Here is a 20,275-nt window from a genome sequence, read left to right as displayed (position 1 = left end):
AAAGCGATAGGAGAAAAAAATGAAAAAATATTTACTAATTGGAGTAGGTTTATTAGTGAGCGCAGCTATTGGAGGGCAGGTTCACGCGGACAGTAATGTCTATCGACTTTACAATTCTAATACAGGAGAACATTTTTACACAACGAGCATTTTCGAAGCCAATAGCGATATTAGCGCTGGCTGGAATAATGAAGGAGTTGGCTGGGTAGCACCAACGACTAGTAAAGTGCCTGTTTATCGTGTCTATAATTCTCATGCTAAAGGTGGTGACCATTATTACACTAAAAGCAAAGCAGAAGCGATAGCACTTGTAAAACTCGGCTGGTCGTGGGATAACGCTGGGGAACCTGTTTTTTATTCAGCGGGGAATAAAGCCATCTATGTTGCTTATAATCCCAATGCTCAGTCAGGCTCGCACAATTACACTTCTAACCTAAGCGAAGAAAATAATCTGATTAATCTTGGATGGAAATATAAAGCCGTTGCTTGGAACGCCATAGCTGAAACACCACTTCCAGTAAAAATAGATTTGCCACAAATTGAAAAAGGAAACTTGTTGAGCCTTCAAGGCGTTTGGAAAAATTCAAAAGGACAGACCCTTACGATTAAAGGAAATACAGTGACGACAAGTGATCCAGATAGCTACAATAATTATAATCTATTAAACCCATTACTCACTGAGAGTGGCAAAGGTTGGGCAGATATTTCTTTTACAAACTCTCCTACAAAATGGGTAGAACTGAAAGTTTCAGTCGCTGGTTTTTCTCCAGTAATGGAAAATGGATATAAAGATAAAACGAACACTTCTTTGGATAGAATTGCCTTGACTCCGATGGACGGTAACTACATCTATTCTCAGGCACCTAATGCTTTTTATTACCGTACGAACTCTTAATTATCAAATAAATAAGAAAATTGAACCGTAAAAAGACTTTGACAACCTCGTCAAAGTCTTTTTAGATTTTTGACAGTTCTGTCAAAAAATTTCAAAATCAAAATACAGCCAAAAACATTTTGACAAAACTGTCAAAAACAAAAAAGCCCCGTAAAAACGGAGCAAACTATCTTAAAAAATCATCAAATCTTTATTTGTATGTGTAAATGTCTCGCAACCACTATCGGTCACGTAGAGACAGTCCTCAATCCGCACACCAACTTTTCCCGGAATATAAATTCCCGGCTCATCAGAAAAACACATTCCTTTTTCGATGATGATGTCCTCAGAACCACCAATAGATGGATATTCATGAACATCCATGCCAATTCCGTGACCCAGACGATGATTGAAATATTCACCGTAGCCAGCTTTTGTAATCACATCGCGCGCCACTTTATCAACTTCGATTGCCGACACACCGGGTTTGATAAAATCAAGTGCTGCAAGTTGCGCTTCAAGAACAATCTTGTGAATTTCTGCATCAAATTCACTTGGTTTGCCAATCGAAATCGTCCGTGTTGCATCAGAAGCATAGCCATTTTTCATCACACCAAGGTCAAACAAAAGCAACTTATTCGCCTCAATCTTGACTTCCTCAGGCTCACCATGTGGATTTGCTGCGCGCGCACCAGACAAGACAATCGTCTCAAAACTCATCTGTGGCACGCCCATACGTTTCATTTCGTATTCGATTTTTGCCACGACATCAGATTCTGTTCGCTCAGGATTAGCATAATTAAAGCCAATTTCAAAACATTTATCAGCGAAATCACCAGCGATTTTCATCTTTTCAATCTCATCAGCAGATTTGATTAAACGCATTCGTTGCACCAATGGCGCAATGTCAACAAATTTGACATCAGCAAATACAGAGCGCAATCCTTCGACTTTTGCCATTGTAATATCCACAAAATCAATCGCAATCTTCTTCACAGCAGTCCCGCCCAAGTGCGCCTTGACAACTTCCCAAGGATTTTCAGAATCCACATAGCCAAAAACATCAAAACCAGATGTTTTTTCCTGAGCCTTGGCAACTTCAAGAGCAGGTGTAAACAAAGCAGGCAAGCGGTCATTTTTGAAAATCATCAAACCAGCAATACGTTCATGCGGGTCAATCGCAAGTCCCGTAAGATAATCCAGCATCGTAGGATTCGTGATAAAAGTCATATCGACTTCATTTTCAATAAGAAAACTAGTTATTTTTTCAATTTTTGTATTCATTCTTTCATTTTACTCTAATTTTTTACAAAAATCACGTATTTTATTGTTGAAAAGCCTTACAGAATCTGCTATACTATTTATGAAAAGAGTTTTCATGAAAGTTTATGGAATAATAGGAAAAGAGGTTTCTCTAATATGGTAGAATCAACGACAACAATCTACGATGTCGCTCGTGTCGCCGGTGTATCTATGGCAACAGTCAGTCGTGTCGTCAATGGCAATGCAAATGTAAAGGAAAAAACACGCAAAAAAGTGTTGGACGCGATTGCAGAACTTGACTATCGTCCAAACGCTGTAGCACGTGGTTTAGCAAGCAAGCGCACGACAACAGTCGGTGTCGTTTTGCCCACGATTACAAACCCATATTTTGCAGCAATCGCTCGTGGAGTGGACGATGTTGCTTCTATGTACAATTACAATGTTATCCTCGCAAATAGCGATAATAACGAAGAAAAAGAAGGCAAAGTTATCGAAAGTCTTTTGTCTAAACAAGTGGATGGTATTGTCTTCACAGGAAGTTCTTTGCATGAAGATATCCGTACACAGCTAAAAACAGCACGTAGTGCAATTGTTTTGGCTGGGATGATTGATGGCGATAAAGAATTACCATCTATCAATATTGACTATCGTGCAGCAGCTTTGGAAGCAACAGCACAACTTGCAAAAAATAATAAAAAAATCGCATATATCTTAGGTTCATTAGAAAATACTGAGAATGTCGAACGCATGGTTGGTTATCAAGAATCACTAACAAATGCTGGCATTGAATTTGACGAAGGCTTGGTTTTTGAAGGCAATTACGACTATGAAAATGGTAAAGCCCTTGCAGACCGTCTCCTTGCAAAAGGTGTCACAGCAGCCGTTGTAGCGATTGATACAGTCGCAGTCGGATTGCTCAATGCGTTGCAAGCCAAAGGTGTCAAACTACCAGAAGATTTTGAAATCATCGCTGGTAGCAATTCATCCATCACAGAATACAGTTATCCAGGCTTGACATCTGTCAATCAACCCTTGTATGATCTCGGAGCTGTCTCAATGCGTTTATTAACAAAACTCATGCTCAAAGAAGAAGTCACAGAAACACAACTTGTCCTTGAACATGAAATTGTACAACGTGGCACAACAAAATAATTATTATAAACTGTTCTGAAATATTTTAGAACAGTTTTTTATCGCAAAATATTTTTGACAGAACTGTCAAAAAATTCAAAATAGCAAATGTCAAAAACTATTGACATTTTGTGTTATAATTTACTCATGAAAAATTACGATTTATTGATTGTTGGCGCTGGACCAGTAGGACTTTATGCAGGATTTTACGCAGGAATGCGTGGACTTTCTGTTGCCCTGATTGAGACCTCAGCTGTCGCAGGTGGACAACCACAAGCTCTCTATCCAGAAAAATTAATTTATGATATCGCTGGACTTCCAGCAATTTCAGGAACTGATTTGACTAAAAATTTACTAGAACAACTCGCGCGTATTCCACACGAGATTTTTCTCAATCAACGTGTAGAAAAAATTGACAGTTCTGTCAAAAATTCTGGTCAACAGATTTTTTCTGTCAAAACCAATAAAAACAGATACCAGTCAAAAGCCATTCTCCTTACAACAGGTGCAGGGCTGATTAGCCCAAGAAAAATCGGCATCTCCTACGAAGAAGAACTAGAACAAGCAGGAAAACTTTCCTACTTCATCACATCCATTGAAGACTATCGCAACCAAAAAATTGCCGTCCTTGGAGGAGGAGACTCAGCGCTGGATTGGGCATTGACGCTAGAAAATGTCGCCAGTGAAGTCCATCTCATTCATCGTCGCAAAGCCTTTCGCGCCCACGAAATGACCGCCGAACTCCTCAATGACTCAACGGTAAAAATTCATGTTCCTTACACAGTTTCCGCCATGAACGACAAAGAAATAACCATAAAATCTATTCCCCAGCGCAACGAAACACCTCAATCAGAAGAAAAACTCACCTTTCCCATTGACAAAATCCTCGTCAATTATGGCTTTTTAACAGAGCAAGTGACTCTCATTGACCAACTTTCACTCACACGCAATGGCAAAATAACAGTCAACAGCCAAATGCAAAGTAACCTTGCAGGAGTGTATGGCGCAGGAGATACTATTGATTACCTTGGCAAAGTCCCATTATTGTCAGTAGGCTTTGGCGAAGCTGTCGCAGCCATCAATGCAATGACAAAAACCATCAATTTTGAACACAATCTCCGTAAAGGACATTCCTCCACAGTATTTGGCTAAAATCATATAAAAAATCAAAAAAATGAACGTACCGCAAGCCAAGGGTACGTTTTTTATCCAAAATACGTTATAATAAAGGAAAAGCTTATTTAAGTAGTTTCAAAAGTTAAAGAACACAGGAATGAAAAATGCTATTAAACTTAATTATTCTCGCCCTCCTCGTTTGGGCATTCATGATTGGTTATTCACGCGGTTTGATTTTGCAAATTATCTATACTTTTGGCACATTGATTGCTGCCTTTATCGCCGCTGACAATTACAAAAGCCTCGCCACAAAGATTAGTATGTGGGTGCCTTTTTCCAGCGCTACCGCCGATTCACACCTCCTGATTTTTAGCGATAATCTCCTCTTTCATCTTGACGATGCTTTCTACGCTGCAGTTGCTTTTATCGCTATTTTTATTGTTGTTTACCTGATTATCCGTCTCATCGGGATATTTCTCCACTTCACAAAACAACCTCTTGGAAAAAATGGCAAGATTATAGCAGGCATTTTAGGACTAGCAGCCACTTATTTTGGCTTACAAATGTTCCTAATGACACTCAGCCTCGTACCAATGGCAACCATTCAAGAACAGTTAAATAACAGTTTCTTAGCACGTTTCCTACTTCTACACACACCAATATCATCAGGAATTTTACAACAACTTTTCATCGAAAATATCACACACATCAAGCCATTAGGCTAAATAATAAAAATAATTATATAGAAAAATGAATAAAAAAATCCTACAAATCTTAGAATTTGATAAATTAAAAGAGCAATTTTCCCCCTTACTTATCACAGCACAAGGAAAAAAAGAACTCGAAACACTTGAACCACTCACAGACAAAACAAAAATCCAGCTCCTCTTTGATGAGCTGGCTGATTTTCGTATTTTAACCCAAGAAAATGGACTACTAAAACTCTCAAAAACAGCAGACCTCAGCGAAATTCTACGCCGTTTAGAGCTTGATGCTGTTTTATCAGGACGTGAATTTGTCGAAATAAAAAAACTCGCCCAGCAAGGTATCAACATCTCCCGTTATTTTGAAGAAGCCGTCAATGTAGAAATTCCACATCTAACACTCACCCTAGATAAATTAACAAATCTTTCAGATTTAACAAAAAAACTAGAAATTTTTGATAATGCAGGAAGCCTCTACGACAATGCCTCAGCAGAACTCATGCACATCAGAAGTAACATCAAACGTTACCAGTCTGACATCAAAAAAATCATGCAAGAGTTATTAAACAAAAATCTCTCAAATCTAACAGAAAATCTCATAACAATCCGTAATGAGCGCCAAGTTCTTCCAGTCAGAGCCGACAGTAAAAATAAAATTCCCGGTGTCGTACATGATATGTCAGCCAGCGGACAAACTCTCTACATCGAGCCAAACGCGGTCGTAGCACTCAATAACAACCTCAACCAAGCATATCTCGAAGAAAAAAATGAAATTTCTCGCATTTATCACGAACTTTCTGCAGCACTCAAACCTTATACAGCAGAAATTCGCCAGAACGCTTGGCTCATTGGGCACATCGACCTCATTCGAGCAAAATACAACTACCTACTTCACAATAAAGCAAGCATTCCAAAGCTCACATCAGACAAAGATATTTTACTCTATGATGCGCGTCATCCCTTGATTGATACCCAAAAAGTCGTTGCAAATACTCTAAAATTTGACAATGAAACCAATACAATCGTCATTACAGGTCCAAATACAGGCGGAAAAACCATCACCCTAAAAACTCTGGGAATTATCACAGTCATGGCACAGTCAGGCTTACCAATTCTAACCGCTGATGAAAGCCGTGTTCACATTTTCAATGAAATTTTTGCTGACATTGGAGACGAACAGTCTATCGAGCAAAGTCTTTCCACTTTTTCCAGTCATATGACAAATATTGTCAACATCCTAGAAAAAGCAGATAGCACAAGCTTAGTCTTATTAGATGAACTTGGCGCAGGGACAGATCCAAAAGAAGGTGCGGCCCTTGCGATTGCGATTCTTGAACATCTTCGAGAAAATAACATAAAAACAATGGCAAGCACCCATTATCCCGAACTCAAAGCCTACGGAGTAGAAACGCCCAATGTTATGAATGCCAGCATGGAATTTAACATTGATAAAATGCAACCTACCTATCATCTCCAGCTCGGTATTCCTGGACGCTCTAACGCACTTGAAATTTCCCGTCGATTAGGATTACCAGAAAACATTATTACAACAGCCAGTGAGCAAATATCAGACACTGAGCATGATGTCAATCACATGATTGCCACACTCGAAGAAAAAACACACGAAGTTGTTGAACGTAGCACGCATATTCGCCAACTTGAACATGAAAATCAAGTCCTTCATCGTGATCTCACAAAAGTTTACAACCAAATCAACCGTGAACGAGAAAATGAACTTCAAAAAGCTCAAAAAGAAGCCGCAGAAGTAATTAAAAAAGCCAGTGAGCAAGCCCAAGAGATTTTAAAAAATCTCAATGAAAAATCAACACTCAAACCTCATGAAATCATTGCCGCTCGCGCAGAATTAGAAGCATTAGCACCAACGATTGATTTTAGTCAAAATAAAGTCCTCAAAAAAGCGAAAGCACAAAGAGGACTTAAACAAGGCGCAAAAGTCAACGTCACAGATTATAACCAACAAGGCACACTCATTCGCCTAGAAAAAGATGGACGTTGGCAAGTCCAAATGGGCGCAATCACAACACGCCTCACAGAAGACGAATTTGAACTCACCGAACAAGAAGAAGCAAAAGTAAAATCAAAAAATGTCACTCGCAAAGTAACTAATAAAGTCAAAGCACAACTCGATTTACGAGGAATGCGTTACGAAGAAGCAGAACTTGAGCTTGATAGTTATATCGACCAAGCGCTCCTTGCCAACCTCATCCAAATTACTATTGTTCATGGCATCGGCACAGGAGTTATCCGTGAAATGGTTCAAAAGAAACTTCAAAATAATCGCCACATAAAATCATACGAATATGCTCCAGTCAATGCAGGAGGAAGTGGCGCGACTCTCGCCATCCTAAAATAAATTCAAAAATGTATCAAAATTGAATAAAAGTGATTTTTAGAGTACAATAAAACAAAGAATCATAACATCAAAAATAACAAATATTTTAACTCTAAAGATTGAAGGAGAAAATCGTGCAAAGACGAACTCAAAAAAAGCCGCACCACTCATGGATTATTCCCCTGATTGTTTTAATTATTGTTCTTGTTGCAGGTATAGTTGCCTATAAGTTTTTTACTAAACCGCACATATCTACAGCAAGTAAAACAACTACCAGCTTACAAGCAGATAGCCCAACAAAAACCAATAAATCAAATGGATATGTCTCAGAAAAAGCAGTAAAATCAGCTTCAGGAAGTATGCCAGTAGCTTCAGATGCAGGCAATCCACAATGGATAAAAGTCCCAGCAAAAAAGAAACTTCAAAGATTTACAAACCTTTCAAAAGGCGATTTAACGATTTATCGTATCAATAATCCTGAAGTATTAAAAACAGCAACTAGTACATCAACAGCGCCAACCTATATAGCAGATATTGCAGCCAAATATCCCAATAGTCTTATTATAAACGCTACAGGCTTTAAGGTGTCAACAGGTAGTGTAGTAGGATTACAGATAAATAACGGACAGCTTTTTGAAGATTGGCCCATAACGACAAAAATTCGATACAGTTTTGTTATCAACAAAAACGGCAGTTGCAAAATTTACGATTCTAGCACACCAGCCAGCACCATTATCCAAAATGGTGCAGAACAAAGCTATGATTTTGGCGTAGCCCTTATCCGTGATGGAAAGATAGTTCCAAGTGATGGTAGTGTCAACTGGGAAACTCACTCATTTATTGGCAATGATAAAGATAACAATCTCTATGCTATCGTCAGTGCTACAAATGCAGGGTATCAAAATATTATTGATGGTGTTTCCTCTCTCCACCTAGAAAATCTTCTTCAACTAGATGGTGGAGGAAGTACTCAACTCTCGTTAAAAGGTAAGACAATCGTTCCCAGCGAATACAATCGTAAAGTTCCCGATTACATCGTGATGAAATAAAATAAAAAAAGTCAACTTCCTAAATAGTTGACTTTTTATTTTATTTAAAACTCTTAATGAATAAAGCTTTCATCTGATTCAGGTCATCATCTGAAACAACTAATTTTCCACTTGCATCTTTACTATCATGAAGATTTAACTTATTTGTGTTAAACAAAGCCTTATTATAATTTACAGCGATTTCCTTAAATTCATTAAAATTAATATCAGTTTTAACACTATCACCAAAAGCATCCAACAAGTTACGATAATAATTGATACTAGAAAGACTATGTTTATCTGCAATTTGTTTGAAATTAGCATAAGTTGCCATAGATACATCTTGCACACGAGTGATAGAAGCTGCTTCATCATTACTATTAACACGACTAAGATAAGCTTCAACCTGATTAGCAGTACTCAATTTGATAGTTCCTTGATTAAATTGATAACCCGAAGAAACAAAAGTTTCATCATTTTGAATTGTAATTCCACCAGTAGCTTCAACCAATTCTCCAAGTTTATTGATATTTATCTGAACGATTTTATTTACCTTAATTCCAAGTAGTTCTTGAACATTCTTCAAGACACCATTTAGTCCATTTGTCTGATAGACATTAGAAATGACACTAGCATTAGGTAATTCTGCCGTCACAGGAAAATTCACAAAAGTTGTCTGCCTTGTTTTCATATTTGTAGAAGAAACAACAGCAGCAACACAGTTCTCTTTCCCCTCTACTTTCCCAGTTTCTAAGAGTAAGGTAGAAAAAGGTTCAGATTTTTTGAAATTAACCGCAGCAGTCTTAGGGCCTTTAAAATAAGCACTATTAAAACTATTTTCAACACTCTTATAAAGTCCAAAAGCAACACCAGCACCAACAATTATTAAAACTGCTAGAATTCCCAGAAAAATTTTCAAACCCAAATAGCGATGTTTTCGATGATGATGTCTTTTCCTCTTACTTGTTTGTCTTTCCATTCAATAAAAACTCCATTCCACTAACTTTATCAATGACATTATAGCACATTCAAAAGAATACGCAAAATATACTGACATTTAAAAAAAGAAACATATAAAATACTATAATGTATAGTATAGCAGAGAATGATAAAAAATTTCAAGAGTTAAAAAACTTTAAAGTCCAATCATAATCTTTGAAAACTGACACAATTTCAGTTAGAATAGAAGCATATTAAAAAGAAATGAGAGAAATAAGAAACTCTCAGAGGAGAAAAAATGGAATACACAGCAACAGATGCAACCTTTGAAGAAGAAACAAAAGACGGTGTTGTTCTCATTGACTTCTGGGCAACATGGTGTGGCCCATGTCGTATGCAAGCGCCAATCCTTGAACAACTCGCAGATGAATATGACGAGTCAGAACTCAAAATCGTTAAAATGGACGTTGATGAAAATCCAGCAACACCACAAAACTTCGGTATTATGAGCATCCCAACTCTAATGTTCAAAAAAGATGGCGAAGTAGTAAAACAAATCGTTGGTGTTCATACAAAAGCACAACTCAAAGCAATTTTAGAAGAAATTGCCTAACGAATAAAAATTCAAGTAAGGAAATGAATGTAATGGAAATATTACGTTCGTTTTTTTTTTTTATTTAGTAACAATTATTTTACATAAACAACAGAACGTGTCAACAAAGCCATTGAAAATGAACAATAAGTAAATTAGACGAATAAAATTTAGTACGAAGCTAGACAAATTAGGGAAAAAAGTGTAATATATAAATTACGCAAGCTTAATAAATACCCTACTTTTTCGTTAATAAGTAGCAAAAGATTTAAGAAATAAAATAACAAAAAAGACAAGTGAGAAAATAAATGTATGCTTAAAAAAATAAGTATAGCAGTTATTATCTTAGTTGGTATAGTCGTTATAGTTTTTGGTTTTAGACATTATCAACAAAAGATAGCACAGACAACAAATATGAAAAAAACGATTTTAACTAAAACAAGCCTAAAAAAAGAACCCGATTTATCCTATCTTGCTTTAGCGAAAAATCTTCCTCCAACAATTCAAACACAGCTAAAATCAGCAGGACAAAATGAGCAAAAACTAACCATGACTTTTGTTGTCCAAAATAACCCAGCAGTGACACAAGCACTGATATCAGCGATGAAAAAAGCTTACGATACGAAAGTTTGGAATTTTGAAACCATAAATTATACAACAGAAACTTCCACCGCACTACTCAATAATAAAATCGTAGATAAAGTAACTGCCACAAAACCAAATGTCATTTTGTACGAAGCGCCATTACTAAATGATAATTTAAATATTCCAGAGACAGAGTCGCAAACAAGCAACAATCAACTCCTTTCACAATTTTCCAAGACCAAAGCGACAATTCTAGTGGAACCATCAAATCCTATCTACAATGGTGTCGTTTATCCAACTCAAGAACAAAGCTTTAAAAATGCACTCCCAAAACAATACACTTTTATTGATTATTGGACAGCATTTCCAGCAACAGATAGTCCAGCTATGCAAGCTTTAACTGTCAATACAAATGATACTTACTATACCTTAAATGCAGCAGGCAACAAACTTTGGGCAGACAATTTAATAAAATATTTTATTGCAAATTAAAAAACCACAAATCGGAGGAACCATGACAGAACAAAAAGAAAGAGTAATAGATTTAAAAGAAATTTTTAAACTCTTCCGCAAACATCTCGTACTTATTATACTAAGCACTTTTATCGTAGCTATTATTGGCTCTGTTTATACATTTTTTATAGCAACACCAGTTTATACTTCATCTACCCAACTTGTAGTAAAACTTCCAGATTCGGATAATTCTCAAGCCTATGCAGGACAAGTCACAGGAAATATCCAAATGGCAAATACAATCAATCAAGTAATAGTTTCTCCCGCCATTCTTGGTCAAGTACAAACAAAACTCAACTTGAATGAAACAGTTAAAGAACTACAAAGCAATATCACAGCTTCAAATACAACCAATTCTCAAGTTATCACCATTACCGTAAGAAATAGAAATCCTTACACAGCTAAAAACATTGCCAATGAAACAGCAAAAATCTTTAGTGATGACGCTCAAAAACTTCTCAATGTCACAAATGTTAGTATTCTAGCCGATGCGACAACGAATGCCAGTCCAGTAAGTCCAAGACCAAAACTTTATATTGCTGTTTCTATCTTAGCAGGACTTATCGTAGGAATAATCATGACTTTAGTCTTTGAACTCTTTAATAATAAAGTAGTTAACGAAGAAGATATCGAACAACTTGGTTTTATCGTCCTAGGTTCAACACCATATGCTTCAGAAAAAGACTTTATTGTTAAGAAAAGCTTAGAAACAAAAGTAGAGCAACTTTCTAACGAAACTGCATCAAGAACTCGTCGTTCAGCACGCTAAAGGGAGAAAAACTATGGCAAACAAAAATAAAAATATCTCAGATGAACGTTTACTTATCACAAGTATCAATCCCTTATCTCCCATATCTGAACAATATCGAACTCTAAGAACAAATATTGAGTTTATCATGGCAGATAAAGGCTTAAAAACATTGAGTATCACATCCGCAAATGCTGGAGCAGGAAAATCTACAACTACTGGAAATCTAGCCATCACATTTGCACAACAAGGCAAAAAAGTACTCCTCATTGATGGCGATTTACGAAAACCAGTCGTCCATCAAGTATTTAAAGTAAGAAACTTTACAGGATTAACTAATGTTCTTGCAAGACAAGTAGATTTAAATTCAGCAATTCAGAGAACGCGTATGAATGAAAACTTATTTGTCTTAGCATCAGGACCTATTCCTCCAAATCCTTCAGAACTTTTAGGCTCACTTACCATGCGCGAACTTTTAAAAGATGTGACCCAAAAATTTGACATTGTATTGATTGATACACCACCGCTCATGAGTGTAACAGATGCTCAATTATTGAGCCAGATTACAGATGGTGTTCTTGTAGTAGCACATGCCAATCAAACCAAAAAAGAAGAACTTGCCAGAGCCAAACGACTTTTAGAACAAGTAAAAGCAAATATTCTAGGCTGTATTCTTCACGGAGTAGAAAACAACGATACAAGTCAGTATTATTACTATGGAGCAGAATAAACATGATTGATTTACATTGTCATATTTTGCCCGGTATTGATGACGGAGCAAAAACACATGAGGACACTCTCATTATGTTACGCTCAGCGATTGAAGAAGGCATAACAGTAATTACAGCAACACCTCACCACAATCCAGAGTATAATAACGAACGCGATGGAATCCTAGAAAAAGTAAAAGAAGTAGAAAAAATTATCGCAGAACACCATTTACCGATAAAAATACTTCCAGGACAAGAAGTGAGAGCCTATGGCGAACTCATAGAAGATTACGAAGATGGCAAACTCGTCACGTCAGCAGATAGTACAGATTATATGCTGATAGAATTTCCATCCGACCATGTGCCAGGTTATGCCAGTAAACTCTTCTATGAATTACAATTAAAAGGCATCCAACCCATTCTTGTACATCCTGAACGCAATGGAGAAATTATAAAAAATCCTGAGAAACTCTATGATTTCGTAACTCAAGGAGTATTAACTCAGATTACAGGAGCAAGCATTACAGGACATTTTGGAAAGAAAATTCAACAATTTTCCTTTCAGATTATTGAGCATGAGTTAACGCATTTCATCGCTTCTGATGCTCATAATGTCACAAGCAGAGCTTTCAAAATGAAAGAGGCCTTTACCATAGTAGAGAAAAAATATGGAAAAAGCGTAGCTGAAAAGTTTAAAAATAATGCCGAACAAGTAATTATAAATGAAATAGTTTATCCGACAGAAGCAACACCTATAAAAAAGAGAAAAATTTTAGGTTTATTTTAAAAATGAAAGAAAATGAAAAAGCAAAAAGAACCTTATTCCGTGATGACTATACCGAAAGCTTGATAGCCGAAGGATTGGTAAAAATAAAAAGATGGACAGTGACAGAAATCATTATCAAAAGACTGATTGATATTTTAGGAGGACTTATGGGAAGTTTGCTTTTTCTGCTCATCATGATTATCCTCTTTCCCTTTTATAAGTTAAGTCCCAAAAAAGACAAAGGACCAATGATTTTCAAACAAAAACGTTACGGAAAACATGGAGAAATCTTCTATATTTTAAAATTCAGAACAATGATTGTAAATGCAGAAGAATACTTTGAAACACATCCCGATGTTTACGAAGAATACCAAGCACATGGCAATAAATTAAAAAATGACCCAAGATTTACAAAAATCGGATCCATTATCCGCAACCATTCAATAGACGAATTTCCCCAGTTTTTTAATGTTTTAAAGGGAGACATGAGTTTAGTTGGACCGCGCCCAATCTTGCTCTTCGAAGAGCAAGAATACGGAAGTAAACTTCCGTATCTCCTTATTTGCAAGCCGGGTATTACAGGATACTGGACAACTCACGGTAGAAGTAAAGTTTATTTTCCTGAAAGATGTGACCTAGAATTAAAATATCTCAATGTTCATAGTCTCGGTTTTGATTTTCTTACTATTTTTAGAACGGTAGCTCAAGCTATTAATGGTGCAGATATGTATGAGGGAGATGAAGAAACAGAGTGAAAGAAAAACATATATACATCATAGGTTCAAAAGGCATACCTGCAAAATACGGCGGTTTCGAAACATTTGTTGAAGAATTAACCGGTCATCAAATAAATAAAACACTCAAGTATCACATTGCTTGCCTATCAGAACAAGCAAAAGATAATTTTATTTATAACGATGCAGAATGTTTTAACATTGTAAAGAAAAAGATAGGACCTGCAAATGCTATTTATTACGACTTAGCAGCCCTAAAATATTCAATCAACAATATTAAGAAAAATCACTATCAAAATGCAATTATTTATATTTTAGCCTGCCGTATTGGACCATTTATTGGGACGTATAAAAAGCAAATGAAGCAATTAGGAATTACTCTACTGGTAAATCCAGATGGACACGAATGGCTTCGAGCAAAATGGAGCGCACCAGTCAAAAAATATTGGAAAATATCCGAGCAATACATGGTAAAACACGCAGATTTATTGATTTGTGATAGTAAAAATATTGAGAAATATATCCAAAATTCATATACAAAGTATCAACCAAAGACAACTTATATTGCCTATGGAGCAGATTTAAGCCTCAGTCAACTTGAAAATGACGACGAAAAACTTCTCAGCTGGTACAAGGAGAAAGAAGTAAAAACAAATGAATACTATCTAGTAATCGGACGTTTTGTTCCGGAAAACAATTATGAAACTATGCTTCGAGAATTTATGGCTTCAAATTCTAAAAAAGATTTTGTTCTTATTACGAATATCGAAAAAAATAAATTTTATGGAGAACTGAGGGAAAAAACAGGATTTCATAAAGATAAAAGAATAAAATTTGTCGGAACAGTTTATGATAAAGAACTCATTAAAAAAATCAGAGAAAATGCCTTTGCTTATTTTCATGGACATGAAGTCGGAGGAACCAATCCAAGTCTAGTTGAAGCATTAAGTTCAACAAAACTCAATCTCTTACTAAATGTCGGTTTCAACCAAGAAGTGGCCGAAGACGGAGCGTTGTATTGGGAAAAAACTGAGAAAAATTTAGCCAATCTTATCAATAAGATTGAAAAGTTCCCAGCAGATTATAACGACTTCGGAGAAAAAGCAAAAAACAGAATTTCACAATATTTTTCTTGGGAATACATTGTAAATGAATACGAAAAAGTATTTAATAACACGAAATGAAAAATAGACAAGTTCACCACCTTGAAGAAATATAAAAAGTGTTGTGGAGAAGAGTAAAAAAAGATATGAAAATTGCAGTAGTCAGCCATAAAGAAGCAGAGTTCCCAAAGTTAAAAAATTATATTCCTTTTTTCGTAGGAAAAAATGCAAATGATTTAGCAGAAAAATATCACGGATTAACAGACAATGCAGATGATAATATAGCTGAAAAAAACCCCTACTATTCAGAATTAACAGCATTATATTGGCTTTGGAAAAATGACACCAGCGATATTAAAGGACTCGTACATTATAGAAGATATTTTATAGTTAAAAATCATCTTTTAAACGATGAAGAGATAAAACAAATTCTCGCTCAAAAAGATAAGATGATTGTTGGACAACGCTATACAAAAAATTTAAAAAGAATGAATGTCCAAGAAAGCTATGAAAAATACCATTTTGGCAGAGATTTAGTGGCTGTAAAAAAATATATTTCAGAATTTTTCCCAACTTATCTCCCTTCTTTTGAACATATCATGGATTCTCACTCTTTTCATCCAATGAATATGATGATTGCGCAACGAGAAAACTATGACAATTATTGTGAGTGGCTTTTTCAGATTTTAATGAATTGTGATATTGATATGGAAGAAGTAAAAAAACGTCCTCCTTTTCAACAACGAGTATTTGGCTATTTATCAGAACGTTTATTAGATGTTTGGATAGAAGCTAATCACATAGAAACAATAGAACTTGAAACCTTGCAGACCAATCATCCGAATTCTAAACACAATCGAGTAAATAGATTTGTAGAACAAAGAGTAATGAGAACTCAAAAAGCAGTGGATAAAGCAAAACGGATAGCACATGGAGTTCAAAAGTAATGAAAGAAACAGACTATGGCTTAGAGTTATTACCTGAACTTCAAGAAAGTCAAGCATTGCTATTAAGAAAAATTATTGATTTTTTTCAAGCTAATGATATTCATTATTTTTTAACAGGTGGTTCTGTTTTGGGAAGTATCTACTATCAGAATTTTCTTCCATATGACGATGATGTTGATTTAGGCATTCCAAGAAAAGATTATACAAGATTAGTAGAAATTCTCAAGAAAGAACCACAAATTTTTGGAAAAGATACTTTTTCTAATCATTATTCAAGAGATAGTGATTTCAAGTATCCGGCAATCAAGGCATTTAATCTGAATTACAATGTCACTTCACTCCTAGAAAATGATAATGAAATATCACATCCTTTTATAGATATTGCCCCGATTGATGGTTCTCCTACAGGAAATTTTGAGAAAAAAATTTTTAAAATAAAATTCACCCTATTAGCAAAACTCTATGCTTATTCAATGGTTATGATTAACCCTAATAAAAAATCAAAAGTCATTTATCAGCTACAGCATCTCATTGCGATTACTTTAGCCCTATTTGTAAAAAAAGACAAGCAATTTTTCTTAAAAAAATTAGATAATTATATTGCAAAATTTGATATTGAATCAAGTGAGCAAAGCGGGACTTTATTGGGCAGATATGGCATGAAAGAACTCGTTCCTAGTAAAGATTGGGGAAAAGGAAAAAATGCACAATTTTCTAATATAGAAGTCCGAATTCCAGAACACCCAGAGGACTATATCAACGATTTGTATGGAGGCTACAGAACTTATACAAAAGAAGAATTTTTAGAAGAATGGCATATAATTATTTTAGGAAAAAATTCAGATTTAAGATTTTAATTCAGAAGAAAAAATGATAGCAAAAAATAATAGGAGAAGTAATGAAAATAGGAGCAGTAATAGTAACCTACAATCCAGATATTGACCTCATAGCAAATACCGTCAAATTTCTTATTAGCAACAATGTTGAAACTGTGATTGTTGATAATGCTTCAAAAAATAAAAAAGAATTGATGAACAAACTTTCATCTGCTTTTTGTGTAGAGGAAAATGAAAATGTCGGTATTGCAAAAGCACTTAATGACGGTGTAAAATATCTTATCAAACATACCGACTGTGATTGGGTTTTAACCTTAGACCAAGATTCTATCATGGCGGAGAACTATTTTGAAGAGATAAAAGCTAGAAATCTCAATGATGAAGTTGCTGTATATTTCCCCATGGTAACCGATAGAAATCAATCGGATGAATTGAATAAAAAAATCATAGATGCGAGAATAAAAGAAATTCAAAATCCAGATGATTATTTTTATATTCCAATCCAATCAGGAGCATTTATTAAGATTGAAGACTATTACTTGGTGGGAGGGATGGATGAAAGTCTTTTTATTGATGGTGTAGATTTTGATTTCTTTTTAGAAATCATTAAATATAATAAAAAAATGATTGGATTAAAAAATACTTTTTTGTACCAAACTGTCGGAGATAAAATTGAAAAAAAACTAATGGGACGTACATTTCATCCAACAAACCATTCGCCAATTAGATATTATTATACCTATAGAAATTTCCCAATCTTGATAAAAAGGCATCATGATTTGCTTTTATCTCCTCATTCTAGTACAAGATTTAAATCATTCTTTAATTTTGAAAAGAAACGCGTAATAAAGATGATTTTAGGAGAAAAAAATAAATTAAAAAAACTACAAGCTATGTATAAAGGCTATCATGATAGAAAAACATTAGATATTATACGAAAAAAATATATGTGAATTAAAATATTGAAAGGAGGAGTTCATGATAAACGAGAAGAACCAAAGCCAAAGTATTTTAGGAAAGATAGTCCTATCACTCTTTTTCCTATTTAATTTATTAAGTATCATTAGTATCAGCTCTTTTTCAACTTTTTATACATATCTTAGCGCAAAGTCTCATACAATTATGTATATCGCATTGTTCATTTTCATTCTTGGATTTTTTGCCATACGAACCTTAAGACAATTTATCGTAGCCTCTCTTTTTTTACTAGCTATTTTCATTAATTATTATTTTATTAAACAATTAAATTCAAATATTATTGTATGGCTTTTTATTTTATACGGTGTTTCTGCATATGGCATGAGATTGAAGCGACTAATTAAACTCCATTTCTTCGCTCTTGTTACTGCTATGATAGCGATTATCGGAATGAGTTTAGTAGGAATGTTACCACGTTCAGGAGAAGCAAGTTCAGTCTTATTCTCAAATTATCAAAATACAGTTTATTTTTATGGTTTTAACCATCCAAATATGTTTGGAATGCTTTTAGTAGTTTTAGGAATTGAAGCTATAGTTATAAATTTGATGAAGAAACAAAGGAATAACTTTATTTTTCTTGTTGTGGCGATTATATTTTCAGTAATAATCGGAGCTGGTACGGCTACGATGGGAGGAATAATTTTCATCATAAGTTACCTTGTGATGAAAATTATAGAAAATAAAGCTTGGTATAAAATACTTTCTTTGACCGCCTTTCTTCCCATTATTCTGACAAGTTTCGCTTTTTGGATAACAACACAGTTAGGAACACCTATATTTAACTTTATCAATGGTCATGTCCAGTCAAGACCAGCCTTGTGGACTTATTATCTGCAAAATTTTCCAATCAAAAACTTTGGAACGAATGTAATGACTTCTACAACAGTTGGCCTAGCAACTTATGGAAATGGAATACTTGACGGCGCGTATATCTACTTGACAATGTATTTTGGCAGGTTTGCTTTGGTATTATTTATAATCTCTCTCATAGTTGTACTAAGAGAAGGGATGAATCTAAAAGAAAAATTATATTTTTCATCCTTTATAGCTTTTTCTGTCATGGCATTTCCAGAAGACCAATCAGCAATGATTTATGTGAATATATTTTTGATAATTTTAGGATATTATCAGTTTTCAAAAAAAGAAAGAATGAACTTATTACAATTACGGACAGACACGGACGGTAAAAAATGAATAAGAAAGCAAAGATTTTGGTTATCAGTGGAGTTCCTTCAAAAGAAGGAGGCTCTAATTTAGCCTTAATTGAAAATATTTTAAGATTAAGAGAAAATTTTGATTTTTTAGTTGTCGTTCCACGAGCAGGAGCTTTCACTGAAAAACTTCAACAATTATCTATTCCTTTTGTAGTAATCAAAAGCCGCACTTGGACACATCGACGAGATAGAACTGGAAAATTGAGAGTTTTTAATCGACTCATAAAAATGATTTATAATCTTAGAGCAGATTTCAATATTATAAAACTTCACAGAAAAGAAAAGTTTTCTCTCGTTTATATCAATATATCAGCAACTAATGTTGGAGCTATAGCAGCACACTATTTGAAATTACCACTTTTGTGGCATTTAAGAGAGTATAGTAGTGAAGATCAAAATGTTAGCTTTGATTTTCCAAAGTTTGTCGCACATTCGATGAGAAAAGCAACACTTATTCCAATTTCAGAATCTGTAAAAGAATATTATTTAAAGTTTATCGGAAATACTGCTAAGTTTCATAAAATTAATGATGGGATAGAAAGTGAAAATTACGCAGAAATCTCATCACTGGAGCAAGTAACCCCTGAAACATTAAAGCTTACTTTTCTTGGAGGATATGAGGAATCTAAGCGACTTTTGGATGTACTAGAAGCAATAAAAATCCTGAAAGAAAAGGATAGAAAGCTTTGTTTAAATGTCTTTGGCTCTGGATATCAAGAAAATATCAAATTTTACTCAGAATTGGCAGAAAAACTTGATATATCTGATGTTGTTACTTTTCATTCCTTTGCAGAAAATTTAGAAGAAATTTATAAAAATTCTCATGTGGTTATCTCTGCTAGGACAGAAGCATTTGGAAGAGTAGTCGCTGAAGCTATGTGTTCAGGTCGGATTGTCATTGGAACAAACACTGGAGCAAGTCCAGAACTTATTGAAAATGAAAAGAATGGCTATCTTTTTGAGTTAAAAAATCCTCAAGATTTATCAAAGACACTTGAAAATATATCACAAAATTGGGAAACGCTTGTAACATATATCAATCAAAATAGAAAATCTTATATTTCAAAATTTTCTTCAAAAACAACAACTACAAATCTAAAAAAACTTCTTGAGCAAGAATTAGAAAAAAATAATTGAGGAC

The 20,275-nt window shown here is 34.7% G+C and carries 20 protein-coding genes; 18 read left to right on the top strand and 2 right to left on the bottom strand.

Annotation, left to right across the window (positions count from 1 at the left end):
• Window positions 1-19: 19 nt before the first annotated feature.
• Window positions 20-895, top strand: a complete 876-nt coding sequence (locus KJS36_RS00635) for a DUF6287 domain-containing protein (RefSeq protein ID WP_213533274.1) — start codon at window positions 20-22, stop codon at window positions 893-895.
• 171 nt (window positions 896-1,066) lie between these two features.
• Here KJS36_RS00635 and KJS36_RS00630 read toward each other — a convergent pair whose 3' ends face one another.
• Complete coding sequence (locus tag KJS36_RS00630; protein WP_213533272.1) at window positions 1,067-2,158, bottom strand: M24 family metallopeptidase; 1,092 nt, start codon at window positions 2,156-2,158, stop codon at window positions 1,067-1,069.
• Between the two features lie 135 nt (window positions 2,159-2,293).
• On the opposite strand from KJS36_RS00630, the gene ccpA reads away from it, so the two are divergent.
• The 5 genes from ccpA to KJS36_RS00605 all read left to right on the top strand — a co-directional run bounded on the left by ccpA (window position 2,294) and on the right by KJS36_RS00605 (window position 8,490).
• On the top strand, window positions 2,294-3,289 hold the full coding sequence (gene ccpA / locus KJS36_RS00625) for a catabolite control protein A (protein ID WP_213533270.1): 996 nt from the start codon (window positions 2,294-2,296) through the stop codon (window positions 3,287-3,289).
• Window positions 3,290-3,415: 126 nt separating this feature from the next.
• Complete coding sequence (locus tag KJS36_RS00620; protein ID WP_213533268.1) at window positions 3,416-4,420, top strand: NAD(P)/FAD-dependent oxidoreductase; 1,005 nt, start codon at window positions 3,416-3,418, stop codon at window positions 4,418-4,420.
• Window positions 4,421-4,548: 128 nt separating this feature from the next.
• On the top strand, window positions 4,549-5,109 hold the full coding sequence (locus KJS36_RS00615; protein WP_213533266.1) for a CvpA family protein: 561 nt from the start codon (window positions 4,549-4,551) through the stop codon (window positions 5,107-5,109).
• A 25-nt stretch (window positions 5,110-5,134) separates the two neighbouring features.
• A complete protein-coding gene (locus KJS36_RS00610) occupies window positions 5,135-7,462 on the top strand; it encodes an endonuclease MutS2 (protein ID WP_213533264.1) in 2,328 nt (775 codons plus the stop codon).
• Window positions 7,463-7,575: 113 nt separating this feature from the next.
• Entirely contained in the window at window positions 7,576-8,490 is a 915-nt protein-coding gene (locus KJS36_RS00605) for a phosphodiester glycosidase family protein (protein WP_244842505.1), read from the top strand.
• A gap of 40 nt (window positions 8,491-8,530) precedes the next feature.
• On the opposite strand, the gene KJS36_RS00600 is transcribed toward KJS36_RS00605, so the two are convergent.
• Window positions 8,531-9,448: an LCP family glycopolymer transferase gene (locus KJS36_RS00600; RefSeq protein ID WP_213533259.1), complete on the bottom strand. Its 918-nt coding sequence runs from the start codon at window positions 9,446-9,448 to the stop codon at window positions 8,531-8,533.
• A 258-nt stretch (window positions 9,449-9,706) separates the two neighbouring features.
• Here KJS36_RS00600 and trxA point away from each other — a divergent pair, with 258 nt between their 5' ends.
• From trxA to KJS36_RS00540, 12 genes are all read left to right on the top strand, one after another.
• Window positions 9,707-10,021: a thioredoxin gene (gene trxA, locus KJS36_RS00595; RefSeq protein ID WP_213533257.1), complete on the top strand. Its 315-nt coding sequence runs from the start codon at window positions 9,707-9,709 to the stop codon at window positions 10,019-10,021.
• Window positions 10,022-10,312: 291 nt separating this feature from the next.
• Entirely contained in the window at window positions 10,313-11,077 is a 765-nt protein-coding gene (locus KJS36_RS00590; RefSeq protein WP_213533255.1) for a polysaccharide biosynthesis protein, read from the top strand.
• 22 nt (window positions 11,078-11,099) lie between these two features.
• Window positions 11,100-11,867 (top strand): Wzz/FepE/Etk N-terminal domain-containing protein, encoded by a 768-nt coding sequence (locus KJS36_RS00585; RefSeq protein ID WP_213533253.1) that lies wholly within the window; start codon window positions 11,100-11,102, stop codon window positions 11,865-11,867.
• Between the two features lie 13 nt (window positions 11,868-11,880).
• Entirely contained in the window at window positions 11,881-12,576 is a 696-nt protein-coding gene (locus KJS36_RS00580; protein ID WP_213533251.1) for a polysaccharide biosynthesis tyrosine autokinase, read from the top strand.
• Window positions 12,577-12,578: 2 nt separating this feature from the next.
• Window positions 12,579-13,343: a tyrosine-protein phosphatase gene (locus KJS36_RS00575; RefSeq protein ID WP_213533249.1), complete on the top strand. Its 765-nt coding sequence runs from the start codon at window positions 12,579-12,581 to the stop codon at window positions 13,341-13,343.
• A 2-nt stretch (window positions 13,344-13,345) separates the two neighbouring features.
• Entirely contained in the window at window positions 13,346-14,077 is a 732-nt protein-coding gene (locus KJS36_RS00570; RefSeq protein WP_213533247.1) for a sugar transferase, read from the top strand.
• Window positions 14,074-15,240, top strand: coding sequence for a beta 1-4 rhamnosyltransferase Cps2T (gene cps2T / locus KJS36_RS00565; protein WP_213533245.1), 1,167 nt, complete (start codon window positions 14,074-14,076; stop codon window positions 15,238-15,240). The genes KJS36_RS00570 and cps2T overlap by 4 nt, the downstream gene beginning before the upstream one ends.
• A 65-nt stretch (window positions 15,241-15,305) precedes the next feature.
• Window positions 15,306-16,106: a DUF4422 domain-containing protein gene (locus tag KJS36_RS00560; RefSeq protein ID WP_213533243.1), complete on the top strand. Its 801-nt coding sequence runs from the start codon at window positions 15,306-15,308 to the stop codon at window positions 16,104-16,106.
• Window positions 16,106-16,963 carry a LicD family protein gene (locus KJS36_RS00555; protein ID WP_213533240.1) on the top strand — a complete coding sequence of 286 codons (858 nt, stop codon included), beginning with the start codon at window positions 16,106-16,108 and terminating at the stop codon, window positions 16,961-16,963. The genes KJS36_RS00560 and KJS36_RS00555 overlap by 1 nt, the downstream gene beginning before the upstream one ends.
• A gap of 41 nt (window positions 16,964-17,004) precedes the next feature.
• Window positions 17,005-17,895: a glycosyltransferase gene (locus tag KJS36_RS00550; protein ID WP_213533239.1), complete on the top strand. Its 891-nt coding sequence runs from the start codon at window positions 17,005-17,007 to the stop codon at window positions 17,893-17,895.
• 25 nt (window positions 17,896-17,920) lie between these two features.
• Complete coding sequence (locus KJS36_RS00545) at window positions 17,921-19,114, top strand: hypothetical protein (RefSeq protein WP_213533238.1); 1,194 nt, start codon at window positions 17,921-17,923, stop codon at window positions 19,112-19,114.
• Window positions 19,111-20,271: a glycosyltransferase gene (locus KJS36_RS00540; RefSeq protein WP_213533236.1), complete on the top strand. Its 1,161-nt coding sequence runs from the start codon at window positions 19,111-19,113 to the stop codon at window positions 20,269-20,271. Before KJS36_RS00545 ends, KJS36_RS00540 begins: the two co-directional genes overlap by 4 nt.
• Window positions 20,272-20,275 lie beyond the last annotated feature (4 nt).

Source organism: Lactococcus nasutitermitis, from assembly GCF_018403765.1.
GTDB classification, from domain to species: domain Bacteria; phylum Bacillota; class Bacilli; order Lactobacillales; family Streptococcaceae; genus Lactococcus; species Lactococcus nasutitermitis.
The sequence above is the reverse complement of the archived record's forward strand: the minus strand, read 5'-3'. Positions and strand labels throughout refer to the sequence as shown.